This is a genomic window from Rhodococcus sp. GB-02 (assembly GCF_053470465.1).
Genome location: NZ_JBPUKE010000003.1, coordinates 317,376 through 331,173 on the forward strand (window position 1 = coordinate 317,376; position 13,798 = coordinate 331,173).

A 13,798-nucleotide genomic window follows, 5' to 3' on the forward strand; every position below is an offset into this window, starting at 1 on the left:
CGCGCTACTCCTCGCTACTCCGCAGCCGCACATTCCCGTCGTGTGCGGTGATGCGGCCACGTAACAGTGTGGTCGTGACCCGAGCGGGCAATGTCATCGACTCGTACGGAGTGTTATGCGCGACACTCGCCAGGTCGGGGCCGTGGACCGTCCACTCGGCCGACGGATCGACCAATGTCAGGTTCGCGGGCTCCCCCACCTCGATGGGGCGGCCCTGATCGTCGAGGCCGACGATTGCCGCGGGGCGCTCGCTCATGACCCGGGCAACACCGCGCCAGTCCAACAGGCCAGGCTGGACCATCGTCTCGACGATGATCGAGAGCGCTGTCTCGAGGCCGAGCATCCCGGGGCGAGCGGCTGCGAATTCGCAGCACTTGTCCTGCTCGGCGTGCGGCGCATGGTCGGTCGCGACGCAGTCGATGATGCCCTCGGCCAGACCCTTGCGCAGGGCAGCAACATCGCTGGCCTCACGCAAGGGAGGGTTGACCTTGTTGATCGCGTCGTACGTCTCGAGACGTGAATCGTCGAGGAGCAGGTGATGCGGCGTGACCTCGGCGGTGATCGAAATCCCTTGGCTGCGAGCCCACTTCACGAGCTCGACGGTTCCGGCGGTGGATGCGTGGCAGATGTGAACGCGGGCACCGGCGTCACGCGCGAGCAGTGCGTCGCGGGCCACGATCGATTCTTCGGCTGCTCGCGGCCACCCGGCCAGGCCGAGACGTGCAGCGGTGGGCCCCTCGTGCGCAACCGCACCAACCGTCAGGCGCGGCTCTTCGGCGTGCTGCGCGATCAGAACGCCCAGCGAGCTGGAGTATTCGAGCGCGCGACGCATGATCAGTGGGTCGTAGACGCAATGACCGTCGTCGGAGAACATCTTGACCTTGCCGACGCCGGCCGCCATTGTCGCCATTTCGGCGAGTTGCTTGCCTTCCAGGCCCGCTGTGACTGCGCCGACTGGATGGACGTCGACGAGGCCGACTTCCTGCCCACGTCGCCAGACGTGATCGGTGACGACCACCGAGTCGGCGACAGGGCTCGTGTTGGCCATCGCGAAGACCGCGGTGTATCCACCCAGAGCGGCTGCCGAGCTGCCGGTTTCGATGGTCTCGGTATCCTCGCGACCTGGCTCACGCAGATGTGTGTGCAGGTCCACGAAGCCGGGAAGCAGGATCTGCCCGCCGGCGTCGATCACCTCGGACGCCGTGGCCGGATCGAGGTTCACGCCGATCTCGAGGATGGTGCCCTCGCCGACGAGTACGTCGGCGGGCTCCCCTTCTCCGTAGATCAGGACTCCGCGGAGCAGGACACTCACGGGTGATTCTCCGTTCTCGTTTCTCGTCACAGCGCACCGTCCTCTGAACCGACGAGAAGTCGGAACAAGACAGCCATGCGCATGTGCACACCGTTGGTAACCTGTTGCAGTACAGCAGTTTTCGAGGAATCGGCGACGGCGGATGCGATCTCCATGCCGCGCAGCATCGGACCGGGGTGCAACACCACCGCATGATCGGCCAGCATCGCCAGTCGCTTCTCGGACAGGCCGTAGTTGATCGAGTACTCGCGCTGCGACGGGAAGAAGCCGCCGTTCATGCGCTCGGCCTGAACACGGAGCATCAGCACCGCGTCGAGGCCGGGCAGTTCGGCGTCGAGTGAATGCGAGACCGTGACCGGCCACGTGTGCGCACCGACCGGCAGCAGCGTCGGCGGGGCAACAAGAACAACCTCGGCGCCGAGCATCGACAGCAGCAGCGCATTGGAGCGCGCCACACGACTGTGCAGAATGTCGCCGACGATGGCGATCCGCTTGCCCTCGATGTCGCCGAGGCGCTGGCGGAGGGTCAGAGCGTCGAGAAGCGCCTGGGTGGGATGCTCGTGCGTGCCGTCACCTGCGTTGATGACTGCAGGGCCACCGTCGTCGGCCGCTCCGGTCCACTTGGCGATCTGATGGGCGGCACCCGACGCCGGGTGGCGCACGATGAGTGCGTCGGCACCGGCCGCGCGCAAGGTCATCGCCGTATCGCGTAGGGATTCGCCCTTGGACACCGAGGAACTGGACGCGCTGACGTTGATGACGTCGGCACTCATCCACTTGCCTGCCACCTCGAAAGACACCCGGGTGCGCGTCGAGTTCTCGAAGAACACCGTCATGACCGTGCGTCCGCGCAGCGTCGGGAGTTTGCGTACCTCGCGGCCCAGAAGCGCCTGCTCGAACCGTTCTGCCTCGTCGAGAAGTTCTACCGCGGACTCACGATTGAGGTCTGCGATGGAAAGAAGGTGCTTCACGCGCTCTTACCTCCGGAGATGACTACCGCTTCCCTGCCGTCGTGCTCCTGGAGGAGAACCTTGACGTCCTCGGACCTCGCGGTCGGGACGTTCTTGCCGACGTAATCGGCGCGCAGCGGCAGTTCACGGTGACCGCGATCGACCAACACCGCGAGTTGCACCGCACGGGGGCGACCGAGATCGCGCAACGCATCGAGGGCGGAGCGCACGGTGCGTCCGGAGAAGAGGACATCGTCCACGAGAACGACCAAAGCGTTGTCGACGCCGCCTTCGGGGACGGACGTTCGCTCGAGCGGGCGGTGCGGTTTGTTCCGGAGGTCATCCCGGTAGAGCGTGATGTCGAGAGATCCGATGGGAAGACGCACACCGGAGAATTCTTCGATCTTGGCCCGCAGTCGCGTGGCGAGTGTGGTGCCGCGCGTCGGGATACCGATCAGGACCACACGCGGGGCTGTTCCCTCTGGTCCGTCGAGTGCGGTTTTCTCTATGATCTCGTGAGCGATCCGCGCGATGGTCCGGCCCACATCCTGGGCGGACAACAATTCGCGGGTCTCGCTACTTGCCTCGGCACCGGCGGGTGCCTTCGCGTTATCTGGACCTGCAAGATCGGATGGGCGAGACCCTTCGGGCACGCTCATGCAGCGACCTCCTTCTCCGCCTCACTGGACGGATCGTTAAAGGATGTCTGACGGTCCCCACCCTATCAGCCGACAGACCTGATCCCGCCGCGCGAGCAGTGACTCTGACCGGTTGTGTGCAGGCACACAACTCGCGCAGTGACATCTGTGCGACTCGCACGGCGGGTGGTGGAACAAAACTTGCTACTCGGTACCCGAATCCGATTCCTGCGCGCGCTGAGATGTCGCAGCTGCAGCCGATCGGACCTGCGGCGCAACGAGAACAACCTGCCCGAGGATTCCGTTGACGAATCCCGGAGAGTCGTCCGTCGAAAGCTGCTTCGCGAGTTCGACGGCCTCGTCCACGGCGACAACCGGCGGAACGTCCGTCGCGTGGAAGAGCTCCCACACGGCGATACGCAGAATCGCGCGGTCCACGGCGGGCAGACGCTCGAGCGTCCAATCCTGCAGATGCGAGGAGATGACCTGATCGATGCGATCCAGGTTCTCCGCAACTCCGGAGACCAACGTGACGGTGTAGGCCGCGACGGGCGCTACCGCGTCGTCCTTGACGGCCAGGTCGGAACGCTCCGATGCGAGTGCGACCGGATCGAGGTCACGTGCTTCGGCTTCGAAGAGGAAGTCGACGGCACGCTTGCGCGCCTTGTGGCGTGCACCGAGTTTCTTATGTGTGCCGGACACTCAGGAATTCACACGCCCGAGGTAGTTGCCGTCACGGGAATCGACCTTGAGCTTGTCACCGGTGTTGATGAAGAGCGGCACGTTGATCTCGGCACCGGTCTCGAGGGTGGCAGGCTTGGTGCCGCCGGTGGAGCGGTCGCCCTGCAGGCCCGGGTCGGTGTGCTTGACGACGAGCTCGACCGTGACCGGAAGCTCGACGAAGAGGGGAACGTCTTCGTGGGTCGCGACCTGGACGGCCATGTTCTCGAGCAGGAAACGCGACTGGTCGCCGACGGTGGATTCGCTGATCGACACCTGGTCGTAGGTGTCGCCGTCCATGAAGATGTAGTCGCTGCCGTCGTGGTACAGGTAGGTCATGTCACGACGGTCGACCGTGGCGGTCTCGACCTTCACACCGGCGTTGAACGTCTTGTCCACTACCTTGCCCGAGAGCACGTTCTTGAGCTTGGTGCGCACGAAGGCAGGGCCCTTGCCGGGCTTGACATGCTGGAACTCGATGATCGTCCACAGCTGGCCTTCGATCTGCAGAACCAGACCATTCTTGAAATCACTGGTGGAAGCCACTTGCTTCGCGTCTCCTAGGGGTCGGGAAACCGTCTCAGACGACGGTAAGGTCTTTTGCGGTCAGTGTGAGCAGCTCTGGCCCCTGCTCACGAACAACGAGCGTGTCCTCGATCCGTACACCTCCGCGCCCGGAGAAGTACACGCCCGGCTCGACGGTCACCGCCGCGCCGGAAAGAAGTGTACCGGTGCCGAGCTTGCCGATTCCCGGTGCTTCGTGGATTTCGAGGCCGACACCGTGGCCGAGGCCGTGCAGGAACAACTCGCCATAGCCTGCATCGTCGATCACCGCACGGGCGGCGGCGTCCACGGCCGCACATTCGACACCCGGAGCGAGGGCGTCGCAACCGGCAGCTTGCGAACGCGCGACGAGCTCGTAAATCTCCCGTTGCCAATCGGAAACGGACTCGAGCACGTAGGTCCGGGTCATGTCCGAGTGATACCCGCCGACCTGAGCTCCGAAGTCGAGTTTGACGAAGTCGCCCGACGCAAGAATCGCGCCGGTCGGCCGGTGATGAGGAATTGCCGAGTTGGCACCGGCCGCCACGATCGTCTCGAAGGAAATACCGTCTGCGCCGTTGTCGAGCATCAGGTTTTCCAGCTCGCGGCCGACCTCTCGTTCCGTTCGGCCAGGTCGCAAGCCACCGCGAGCGATCAACTGCGCCAACGCGACATCGGCTGCGGTGCAGGCGGCGCGCAACAACTCCACCTCGTGCTCGTCCTTGACCATGCGCAACTGTTCGACAAGGCCACTCACCGGTTCGAACCTGATCTTCGGCGCTGCCTCGGTCCATGCCCGATGTTCGGCGAATGTCGCTACATGTGATTCGAACGCGAGAACGGGCACCGCGGACGTCTCGATCAAGTGCGCAGCACTCGAACGGGCGATATCGGCACGAAGGTCCGGCACCTGCTCCGCCACCTGCGTCACGTAACGACCGTCGGTGCAGATCACCGTCGCGCGTTCGTCGGACGCTGAATCGGACGCACTGACGACGAGCGCCGCATTCGAACCGGTGAATCCGGTGAGGTATCTGATGTTGAGGAGATCTGTGACGAGAATCGCGTCGAGTTCGCGCTCCGCGAGGAGGCGTCTGAGGGATTCACGGCGTGTTCTGAAGTCGACCGGCATCCCTCGAACCTACCGCCCGCGCAGACCTGCCGATCAACTCGAAACTCACGGTTACAGCAATAAGTGTGGGTTAGGCCACAAGGTGTAATGGGTTCTAGTTAGGCTGTACCCATGAATGCGTGGTTGGTACGTGGCCTCGGCATGGCCCTGATACATGTTGTGTTTCGTGCGTTGCTCGGTGCAGCAATCGCACAGTGGCCACTTCAGGGGTCCACCCTGCGCTGGCTGTCCCTGTTGATCGTCATCGTCTTCGCCGCGATCTGGGGTGGTATCGACGGCATTCGTGACCGCCGAGACTTCCCCGAACCCGAAGACGGCGCCGATCTGACCATGCTGTGGCTCAAGGCTGCGCTGGTCGGCGGATTCGTCGCCGGCGCTGCCAGCTGGGCACTCAGCCTGGTCCCCTCCCTCGAACTGACCCAGCAGGGCTTGTTCTTCGAGGTGACCTCTGGTGCGGCGTTCACGATCCTTCTCATCTTCGTCCCCGCCATGGTCGCCATCACCGTCGGACGCTTCTTCGTCAGCCGTGAACAGCGCAAGAACGGTACAGCTCCGCAGACCCCGACCCACGAGCGTCATCGCGAACCAGTGCCTGTCAGCGAGGGCTACGACTCCCCCACCGAGCAGCACGCATACAGCGGAGCCGCCATGTCCGTCGAGGAATCCGACGCCGATACCGCGGTCTTCCCAGCGATCGATCTGGGCAAGCGCGAGCAGTAACGCCACCCTCTACACAACCGAATGCGGCCCCGAGGAAATTTTCCTCGGGGCCACATTCGTGTGGATGTACTTTCGACTTCGCTTCGTTCAGACCCGCTCGGCGAGGAACCTGATCGCCAGCGGATACGCGGCGACGCCGAGTCCGACGATCACACCGGTCGCGATCGGACTCAGATAGGAATGGTGCCGAAACTCTTCTCGCGCATGAACATTCGAGATATGCACCTCGACCAGTCCGGCGGTCAGCTCGGCACACGCATCGCGTAGGACCACCGACGTGTGCGTCAAGCCACCGGCGTTGAGAATCACCGGTTCCCCCGCGTCTGCTGCGTCGTGGATCCAGCCGAGAAGATCACCTTCGTGATCGCTCTGACGAACGACCACCTCGACGCCGAGATCCTTGCCCGCCGCGACACACAATTCGATCAGATCGTCGTGTGTGGTCGCCCCGTAGACCTCGGGCTGACGCTTACCCAGACGCCCCAGATTGGGTCCGTTGACGACGTTGATCCTCACAGCAGAACCGTTCCGCCGGCCGGTCTCGGATCGCGGGCAATCGCGGAGTACGCCGCGACCAACAAGCTCGGATCCGGCCCTTCGAGGCGGCCCGGCTTGGCCAGTCCGTCGAGGACCACAAAACGAAGCAGCCCGGCACGGTTCTTCTTGTCGGTCTGCATGCCCTTCAGCAGGTCACCGAATGCGTCACCGTCGTACGACGTCGGCAGACCAACGAGGTCGAGGATCGACTTGTGACGATCCGCGGTGACGTCGTCGAGTCGACCGGCGAGCCGTCCGAGTTCGGCAGCGAAGACCAGACCGACCGAGACAGCGGCACCGTGACGCCACTTGTACCGCTCACGACGTTCGATCGCGTGGCCGAGGGTGTGGCCGTAGTTCAGGATTTCGCGCAGATCCGACTCGCGCAGATCCGCGGCCACGACCTTGGCCTTGACCTCGACGGAGCGCCGAATCAGCTCGGGCAGAACAGTTCCCGACGGATCGAGAGCCGCCTTGGGATCGGCTTCGATCAGGTCCAATATCACCGGGTCGGCGATGAATCCGGTCTTGATGACCTCGGCCATGCCGGCAACGATCTCGTTGTGCGGCACCGTCTCGAGTGTCGCGAGATCGATGAACACCGCTCCGGGTTCGTGAAACGAACCGACGAGGTTCTTGCCCGCTTCGGTGTTGATTCCGGTTTTGCCGCCCACCGCTGCGTCGACCATCGCGAGCAACGTGGTCGGGACGTGAACAACCTTGACGCCGCGCATCCAGGTGGCTGCCACGAAGCCGGTGAGGTCGGTCGCCGCTCCCCCACCCAAGCTCATTATCGCGTCGCTGCGAGTCAGACCGATCCGGCCGAGTACGTCCCAGCAGAAGCCGGCGACGGCAAGATCCTTACCGTCTTCGGCGTCGGGAATTTCGATACGGTGAGCGTCGATTCCCTTCTCCGCCAATGCAGCCCGTACTGCCTCCGCGGTCTCTGCCAATGGCGGCTGATGGAAGATCGCGACAGTGCGCGCGCCGTCGAACTCGGCAACAAGATCGCCGAGCAGGCCGCGGCCGATCACGACCGGGTAGGGACTTGCGGTCTTCACCTCTACACGTACGGGTTCGGTCACTGCTCCACTACTCCGCTCCGGTTGTTCATTTGTCTTGAAGTTTCGACACCAATTGCCCGACGACACGCGCCGGACTGCGGCCGTCGGTCCGAATCCGAATCGTGGCCGAACGCCGGTACAGCGGACGACGACGCCTCATCAGCTCCTGGTACTTGACCTTGGGATCTCCGCCGGCCAGCAGCGGACGATGATTGTTCGCCCCCGTGCGGCGAAGCCCTTCGGCGACACTGATCTCCAGGTAGATGACCGTGTGACCTTGGAGCAGTTCGCGCGTGCGATCGGAGAGGATCGCACCACCGCCGAGCGAGACGATTCCGTCGGTGGCCTGCAACGCGTCGCGAACCACCGCTTCCTCGATCTCACGAAACCGAGGCTCTCCGTCGTGGGTGAAGATCTCCGGGATCGTCCTACCCGTGGTCCGTTCGATCTCGGCGTCCGTATCGACCAGTTCGAGTTCGAGGGCCTGCGCGAGGCGTCGACCGATGGTCGATTTGCCGGCGCCGGGCGGACCGATGAGTACAGCCTTCGGCTTCATCGATACGTGAGCCCTATCGAGGCGGTCGGGCTGCGATGCCCTCGGCGTAACGACGGTAGTTGGCAGTGGTTTCAGCAATGGAATCACCACCGAACTTTTCGAGTGCGGCCTGAGCCACGACAAGCGCGACCATCGACTCGGCGACGACGCCGGCGGCCGGAACCGCGCACACGTCGCTGCGCTGGTGGATGGCAACCGCTTCCTCGCCGCTCTCCATGTCGACGGTCGCCAGAGCGCGCGGAACGGTCGAGATCGGCTTCATCGCAGCGCGAACTCGAAGAGCCTCACCATTGGTCATGCCACCTTCGATTCCGCCTGCGCGGTTCGTGGAGCGCACGACGCCGTCCGGTCCCGGACGGATTTCGTCGTGAGCCTCGCTGCCACGACGACGCGCGGTCTCGAAGCCGTCACCGACCTCGACACCCTTGATGGCCTGAATTCCCATGAGGGCAGCGGCAAGTCGTGAATCGAGACGCTCGGCGCCACTGACGAAAGTACCGAGTCCGACAGGCAGGCCGTGGATGACGACCTCGACGACGCCACCGAGGGTGTCGCCGTCCTTCTTGGCCGATTCGATTTCGGCGATCATCGACTCTTCTGCAGCCTTGTCGAATGCGCGCACCGGGCTCGCGTCGATCGCGTCCAGGTCTTTGCCCTCCGGCACGGGGCCGACGTAAGGCTCGGAAGCACCGATGGAAATGACGTGTGAAACGACCTCGGCACCGAATACTTGACGCAGGAACGACCGCGCGACGGTTCCGGCGGCTACACGGGCTGCGGTCTCGCGAGCGCTGGCGCGCTCGAGGACGGGACGCGCGTCGTTGAAGCCGTACTTGAGCATGCCGCTGTAATCGGCATGTCCGGGACGCGGGCGCGTCAGCGGGGCATTGCGAGCCTGATCGGCAAGCAGGTCCGGGTCGACCGGGTCGGCGGACATGATGGTTTCCCACTTGGGCCACTCGGTGTTGCCGATTTCGATCGCCACGGGGCCACCGAGCGTAAATCCGTGGCGGACACCGCCGATGATCGTGACCTTGTCGGCCTCGAACTTCATCCGCGCGCCACGGCCGTAACCGAGTCGACGACGGGCAAGTTCGGACGAGATGGCCTCAGAGGTCACTTCGACCCCCGCGACCATGCCCTCGAGCATCGCGACGAGGGCGGGACCATGGGATTCTCCGGCAGTTATCCAACGCAGCACGCCGACCATCTTTCCACGTCGCGGACCTCAGTTGTCACAGTGGCCCTCCCGGTGAACACAGATGGCCCACACGCACGATGCGTGTGGGCCATCTCAGCAGTACTTGCGGGTCTAGAGAAGGCGGAATCCTCCACCGTTGGCGTTGATGTCAGCCAAACCGATGTTGATGTCCGCCGAGTTGTCGGGAGCGTGGAACGGCGGTGGAAGCGGCTCGAAGCAGTAGGGCGGGAAGCCGTTGCTGATCAAGCCCACCAGGCGATCGCCGACGACGAGTGGTCCACCGGAGTCACCGGGGATCGAGCAGGTGTGCTCGACGATCTCACCGTAGACGGAGTCGTAACCCCAGGTGATACCGCACGTGTTGCCGGTCGAGCGGCCTTCCTTGCACACGATCGTGCCCGGTGCCGGCGGAGCGCCGATACCGTTGATCGTCGTGCCGCCGACGGTACGCAGCGGGGCTACCTTGGAGTCGTCGAGATCGATCACCGCAATGTCCGAGACCGGACTCGAGTAGGAGAATCGGCCGATGGGGCCGGCTTCCGGTAGGTATTCGGCGAACACCCGGTCCCCGACAACTCCGCAGTGTCCGGCGGTGAGTGCCACGAGCGAACCGGCGTTGTCATAGCCGACTGCGGTCAGTGTGCAGGCAGCAACTTGCTCCGGATCGGAGTGATCCACGTCCGGCAGTAGGATTCCTGAGCCCCCGCCCAGTGCCACCGATGATGGTGCAGGCGCGGCGCCGGCGACGCCTGCCCCTGCAGCCACAGCCGCCAAACAGGCTGCCGCAGCGACGAAAAGCCTTGTGCGCATAGGTTCCCCCGATAATCGAGTGCGAAACGAGATTCGTTTTGTCCCATTTCCGAAGCCTCAGTCAACGTCAGGGTGTGGACATTCGGCAAGTCCGACGCGCCGCCTACTGGGACTGCGCGCCTGCGATACCCGCCTGTATGAAACCGACGGTTACGTCTTTCCTGCAGATCACGGTCCGTCGTTGAATAGTCAATAACGCCAGGTTTTCCGCGGATGTTGCGCTCGTCACGTCCACCAGGCAAACGCAATCGAACCGCATGCTGCCAGGCACATCGAGGGTCCGTGCGCAATGGGCGAATTGTGGGCTACCGGTCCCGACTGTTGCCGTTCCAGTCTTCGCAGTTCGATCACGATACCCAGGGTTGCGGTGAGCACCGACGCAGACACCAACGACCACAGCCAGGCGTCAGCGCCCACCAATCCGGTCAGAGCACCCAGAGGAAGAGAGAGCTTCACATCGCCGATACCCATGGAACCAGGCGACATCACGTGCGCCAGGAGGTGGATTCCGGCGAGCAGTACCGATCCCACCGCGGCCACCAACACCGTTCCCGACATCGTCGCGTAGACCATCACGACTGCGTAGCCCGGCAGCGTGAAGCTGTTGGGCAGCCGGCGCACAGCCAGGTCGACAATCGAGATTGCGACACACCACCACACCACGGCGAGACCTGAGATCAGTTGCGCCACCGTGGTAGTCAGTGCGCCGACGACAACCCAACCTAGTGCGACAGCGCACTGCGGCGCACAACAGCGAGTCACGGCTGGTCGATAACCGTGTCGCCGCAACCAACTGTCGACGATCGCCCGAGCACCGAACCCAGCGATTACCCCAGCGCCTGCCAAGACCACCAAAGTCCACATGGTTTCGAGCTTGGAGTCCGGCGTTCACCAGCGGCAGACTCCGAATCGCCTTGTGGACTACCTCAACACTGTGAACAAAGCTAGGCGATAGCGGCTGCCATCGCCTCTCGCGGAGCGGGCTTGCCCGTGAACTGCTCTACCTGTCCGAAGGCCTGATTGAGCAACATCTCGAGGCCACCGATCACCGTGCCACCAGCCGCCTCGACAGCCGAAGCGAGTGGCGTCGGCCAGGGGTTGTAGATCGCGTCAAGGACAAATCGCGCCTTCCCCAATTGCTGGGCAAAGGGCGTTGCCGCATCTGCGGGAACGGTGCTGACCAAGACCGAGGATTCGGCGCAGATTCCACTGAGCCGTGCGTCGTCGAACGCAACCAGATCAATGTCCAACCCGACAGCACCACCGCATTCGATGGCACCGGACGCGCGTCCCGGATCACGTGCGACCACGGTGACTGCCCGAACTCCCATGTCGGCCAACGCGACCAGTGCCGGCCGCGCGGTGCCTCCCGCGCCGACAACTACCGCCGAAGTCCCGCTGAGATCGCCGACACCGCCGGCGATCAACGCACCACTGACTCCGTCGACGTCCGTGCAGTCGGCACGCCAACCGCCGTCGATGCGAACCAAGGTGTTGGCCGAGCCGATGGTCACCGCCCGCGGTGTGCGTTCGGTGGCGTACTCGAGTGCTGCGATCTTGCCGGGCATCGTCACGGAGAGGCCGACCCATTCGGGGCCGAGTGAGTCCACGAGGGCAGGCAACTGCTCGCCGGTGCACTCGATCCGCTCGTAGGTCCAATCGCGAAGACCCAGAGCCTCGTACGCCGCAAGATGCAGCAACGGCGATTTCGAATGAGCGATCGGACTTCCGAGAACAGCTGCTTTGCGCGGCGTCTCGAGTGTTGCCGCGGTACTACCGTCCACTGTCGAGAATCCCACTTTGCTGTGCCAGTTCGATGTTGGCGAGATGCTCTTCGTAGCTCTTGGTAAAGAGTGTCTGGCCTTCCTTGTTTATCGTGACGAAGTACAACCAGTCACCGTCTGCCGGAGATTCCACGGCCTTGAGAGCGTCGATGCTCGGCGAAGCGATGGGTGTCGCGGGCAGGCCGGGCATCGCGTACGTGTTCCAGGGAGTGACGCGCTCACGGTCGGCATCCGTGGTGGCGACCTCGGTGGTGTCGAGTGAGTAGTTGACCGTGGAGTCGAACTGCAACGGCTGATCGACTGCGAGTCGGTTGACGATCACTCGCGCGACCTTGGCCATGTCGCCGGGCAATGCCTCACGCTCGACCAACGACGCTGCCACCAACAACTGGTACGGCGACATACCGACGCCGCTTCCGGCTGTCAGAATCCCGGTGGCCTCGTACTTGGCGGCACTGCCCTCGACCAACGCACGCAAGATCTCGGTGGGCGTCGCAGTCGGGTCGAAATCCCAACTGCTGGCCGCGATCAAACCTTCCAGCTGACGGTCCTTGTCCGGAACGCTCTTGACCGAAGACATGGCCCAGTCCGGGACGCCGAGCGAAGCCAGATCGGAAGATGCTCCCGCAGTGTTCAATTCATCTGTCGATACACATTTCTGAGCGGAAACCGGGCCTACACAACTCGCCTCGGAAATGAGGTTGTAGATGCCCTTCTTGAGCGAGCCCGTCTGCGCGTCCGAACTGTCGTGCAGCTGACGTCCCTCGGCGATGACAACACTGCCGACGCGGGAGTCCGGGGCAACCAAGGCGTCGAGTGCGCTCGCGGCGCTACTCTGCACCGGCACCTGGTAGAAGCCGGGTTGCACCTTCTGGATCTCCGACGGATTGGCGATCGCCGCGTTGTAGAAAGCAGCGGAACTCGCGACGACGTTTTTCGCCTCGAGCGTCGCACCGATTTCCGATGCGGTTTCTCCACTGTTGATCTGGATGACCACGGGTGCGCCTCCTGGGCCGGCGAAGTCCTCCGCGGCCTTGTTGCGATCCATGTACCAGAGAGCGCCGTATGCACCGACACCGAGGACTGCGATCACCAACACCAGTAGGGCGAGAACACCGACCTTCTTGCCTCGCTTGGCGCGCTTGTTGCGCGCTTCGCGTTGCTTGCGTGCCTCGGCTCGCGACATGTGCGGCGGATCGATGTTCTGCGGCAGCGCACGCATGACCATGGTCTCGTCGTTGTCGAAGTCGAACGAACTGGTGGGCCGGCTTCCGCCGCCCTCATCCCACCGCGCGTTCACAGATCGCCCTCCAGTGCAGCGTCCTTCGACGACTCCCCTGGTTTCACAGCTCTACTCCGCTCGTCCAGCCAGCCTTGCAGGATTTCCACCGCCGCAGCCTGATCGATCATCGGCCGCTGCCCGCGTGCCTTCACTCCGCTTTCGCGGAGATTGCGCGCAGCCGTGACAGTCGTCAGTCGTTCGTCGGACAGTCTCACCGGGATCGGTTCGACGGCCCGCTGCAGTCGTTTGGCGAATGCAGTCGCGATACCGGCGGCTTTACCTTGCTCACCGCGCAGCGTCTGTGGCAGTCCGACGATAACCTCAACGGCCTCGTATTCGGACACGATGTCGATAATGCGCCGGATATCCGGCGCGTCGGGCCCACGCTCCTTCGAGCGTGGAACCGTTTCCACCGGTGTAGCGAGGATGCCGTCGGGGTCGCTGGACGCGACGCCGATGCGAACACTGCCGACGTCGATGGCGATGCGCCGCCCGCGACCAGGGTCGTCGATGCCGGGGCGATCGGGACCCTGCTGCGTAGCCACCACT

The 13,798-nt window shown here is 63.8% G+C and carries 16 protein-coding genes; 1 reads left to right on the forward strand and 15 read right to left on the reverse strand.

All coding sequences use genetic code 11. The features are described from left to right. Positions 1 to 4: 4 nt before the first annotated feature. From ACSW29_RS21810 to ACSW29_RS21835, 6 genes are all read right to left on the reverse strand, one after another. Positions 5 to 1,312, reverse strand: a complete 1,308-nt coding sequence (locus tag ACSW29_RS21810) for a dihydroorotase (RefSeq protein WP_448278274.1) — start codon at positions 1,310 to 1,312, stop codon at positions 5 to 7. Between the two features lie 26 nt (positions 1,313 to 1,338). After that, on the reverse strand, positions 1,339 to 2,283 hold the full coding sequence (locus ACSW29_RS21815) for an aspartate carbamoyltransferase catalytic subunit (protein WP_230815538.1): 945 nt from the start codon (positions 2,281 to 2,283) through the stop codon (positions 1,339 to 1,341). Continuing rightward, a complete protein-coding gene (gene pyrR, locus ACSW29_RS21820; RefSeq protein ID WP_230815537.1) occupies positions 2,280 to 2,921 on the reverse strand; it encodes a bifunctional pyr operon transcriptional regulator/uracil phosphoribosyltransferase PyrR in 642 nt (213 codons plus the stop codon). Before pyrR ends, ACSW29_RS21815 begins: the two co-directional genes overlap by 4 nt. Before the next feature lie 183 nt (positions 2,922 to 3,104). Beyond that, on the reverse strand, positions 3,105 to 3,602 hold the full coding sequence (gene nusB / locus ACSW29_RS21825) for a transcription antitermination factor NusB (RefSeq protein ID WP_214886555.1): 498 nt from the start codon (positions 3,600 to 3,602) through the stop codon (positions 3,105 to 3,107). Then, the gene (gene efp, locus ACSW29_RS21830) at positions 3,603 to 4,166 is read right to left on the reverse strand and encodes an elongation factor P (protein WP_003944958.1); all 564 of its coding nucleotides are present in this window, start codon (positions 4,164 to 4,166) and stop codon (positions 3,603 to 3,605) included. 34 nt (positions 4,167 to 4,200) lie between these two features. Continuing rightward, complete coding sequence (locus tag ACSW29_RS21835; protein WP_448278275.1) at positions 4,201 to 5,295, reverse strand: M24 family metallopeptidase; 1,095 nt, start codon at positions 5,293 to 5,295, stop codon at positions 4,201 to 4,203. A 111-nt stretch (positions 5,296 to 5,406) separates the two neighbouring features. On the opposite strand from ACSW29_RS21835, the gene ACSW29_RS21840 reads away from it, so the two are divergent. Further along, positions 5,407 to 6,015: a B-4DMT family transporter gene (locus tag ACSW29_RS21840; RefSeq protein WP_230815534.1), complete on the forward strand. Its 609-nt coding sequence runs from the start codon at positions 5,407 to 5,409 to the stop codon at positions 6,013 to 6,015. A gap of 87 nt (positions 6,016 to 6,102) precedes the next feature. Here the strand turns inward: ACSW29_RS21840 and aroQ are convergent, their stop codons facing one another. The 9 genes from aroQ to ruvX all read right to left on the reverse strand — a co-directional run bounded on the left by aroQ (position 6,103) and on the right by ruvX (position 13,797). Further along, positions 6,103 to 6,531, reverse strand: coding sequence for a type II 3-dehydroquinate dehydratase (gene aroQ / locus ACSW29_RS21845; protein WP_448278276.1), 429 nt, complete (start codon positions 6,529 to 6,531; stop codon positions 6,103 to 6,105). Next, complete coding sequence (gene aroB / locus ACSW29_RS21850; RefSeq protein ID WP_230815532.1) at positions 6,528 to 7,637, reverse strand: 3-dehydroquinate synthase; 1,110 nt, start codon at positions 7,635 to 7,637, stop codon at positions 6,528 to 6,530. The genes aroQ and aroB overlap by 4 nt, the downstream gene beginning before the upstream one ends. A gap of 25 nt (positions 7,638 to 7,662) precedes the next feature. Beyond that, entirely contained in the window at positions 7,663 to 8,172 is a 510-nt protein-coding gene (locus ACSW29_RS21855; RefSeq protein WP_230815531.1) for a shikimate kinase, read from the reverse strand. A 13-nt stretch (positions 8,173 to 8,185) separates the two neighbouring features. Then, positions 8,186 to 9,373, reverse strand: a complete 1,188-nt coding sequence (gene aroC / locus ACSW29_RS21860; protein ID WP_214886552.1) for a chorismate synthase — start codon at positions 9,371 to 9,373, stop codon at positions 8,186 to 8,188. Between the two features lie 111 nt (positions 9,374 to 9,484). After that, positions 9,485 to 10,183: a S1 family peptidase gene (locus ACSW29_RS21865; protein WP_230815530.1), complete on the reverse strand. Its 699-nt coding sequence runs from the start codon at positions 10,181 to 10,183 to the stop codon at positions 9,485 to 9,487. Between the two features lie 225 nt (positions 10,184 to 10,408). Then, the gene (locus ACSW29_RS21870; protein WP_448278277.1) at positions 10,409 to 11,047 is read right to left on the reverse strand and encodes a prepilin peptidase; all 639 of its coding nucleotides are present in this window, start codon (positions 11,045 to 11,047) and stop codon (positions 10,409 to 10,411) included. 80 nt (positions 11,048 to 11,127) lie between these two features. Further along, positions 11,128 to 11,967 (reverse strand): shikimate dehydrogenase, encoded by an 840-nt coding sequence (locus tag ACSW29_RS21875; RefSeq protein ID WP_347872703.1) that lies wholly within the window; start codon positions 11,965 to 11,967, stop codon positions 11,128 to 11,130. Then, a complete protein-coding gene (gene mltG, locus ACSW29_RS21880; protein ID WP_230815527.1) occupies positions 11,957 to 13,267 on the reverse strand; it encodes an endolytic transglycosylase MltG in 1,311 nt (436 codons plus the stop codon). The genes ACSW29_RS21875 and mltG overlap by 11 nt, the downstream gene beginning before the upstream one ends. Then, the gene (gene ruvX / locus ACSW29_RS21885; RefSeq protein WP_230815526.1) at positions 13,264 to 13,797 is read right to left on the reverse strand and encodes a Holliday junction resolvase RuvX; all 534 of its coding nucleotides are present in this window, start codon (positions 13,795 to 13,797) and stop codon (positions 13,264 to 13,266) included. Before ruvX ends, mltG begins: the two co-directional genes overlap by 4 nt. Position 13,798 lies beyond the last annotated feature (1 nt).

Coding starts and splice junctions, on each gene's coding strand:
- pyrR (WP_230815537.1), bottom strand. CDS start 2,921: ATGAGCGTGCCCGAAGGGTCTCGCCCATCCGATCTTGCAGGTCCAGAT.
- ACSW29_RS21865 (WP_230815530.1), bottom strand. CDS start 10,183: ATGCGCACAAGGCTTTTCGTCGCTGCGGCAGCCTGTTTGGCGGCTGTG.
- ACSW29_RS21840 (WP_230815534.1), top strand. CDS start 5,407: ATGAATGCGTGGTTGGTACGTGGCCTCGGCATGGCCCTGATACATGTT.
- ACSW29_RS21835 (WP_448278275.1), bottom strand. CDS start 5,295: ATGCCGGTCGACTTCAGAACACGCCGTGAATCCCTCAGACGCCTCCTC.
- ACSW29_RS21870 (WP_448278277.1), bottom strand. CDS start 11,047: ATGTGGACTTTGGTGGTCTTGGCAGGCGCTGGGGTAATCGCTGGGTTC.
- ACSW29_RS21855 (WP_230815531.1), bottom strand. CDS start 8,172: ATGAAGCCGAAGGCTGTACTCATCGGTCCGCCCGGCGCCGGCAAATCG.